The sequence below is a fragment of the Sphingomonas sp. LH128 genome (genome assembly GCF_000293195.2).
Lineage (GTDB): Bacteria > Pseudomonadota > Alphaproteobacteria > Sphingomonadales > Sphingomonadaceae > Novosphingobium > Novosphingobium resinovorum_A.
The window spans coordinates 1-320 of sequence record NZ_ALVC01000621.1; the positions used below are offsets into that span (position 1 = coordinate 1).

1 pseudogene is annotated in these 320 nt (G+C 62.8%); it reads right to left on the minus strand.

Features of this window, described 5'->3' with window-relative positions:
• Positions 1–65: 65 nt before the first annotated feature.
• Positions 66–320, minus strand: a pseudogene (locus LH128_RS30635) (IS5/IS1182 family transposase); the annotation flags it as partial.

Below are 320 nucleotides of genomic sequence, written 5' to 3' on the forward strand. Positions count from 1 at the left end.
GTTTCGGCGACGGGTAGATTGCGTCCGATGTGCCGTGAGGGGTTTATCGAACTGGTAGGCTGCTTTCAGGCAGCGGCCATTTTGGGCAGGACTGGGGATAGCCAGGCGGCGATGAGGGCGCGCAAAAGCGCAGTCAGCCATGCGACGAGCAACCTGAGATTGTGCCCCGCGGCGACCAGGATGGCGTTGATGGCATCGCCGGTGGCACCGGCGAGGTGATTGCGCTCGAGCAGGCCATCGGACTTGGTGTGACCGATGATCGGTTCGATGGCATTTCGTCGCCTGAGCTCGCGCTTGATCGTGGGTGAGGTGATCCCGCG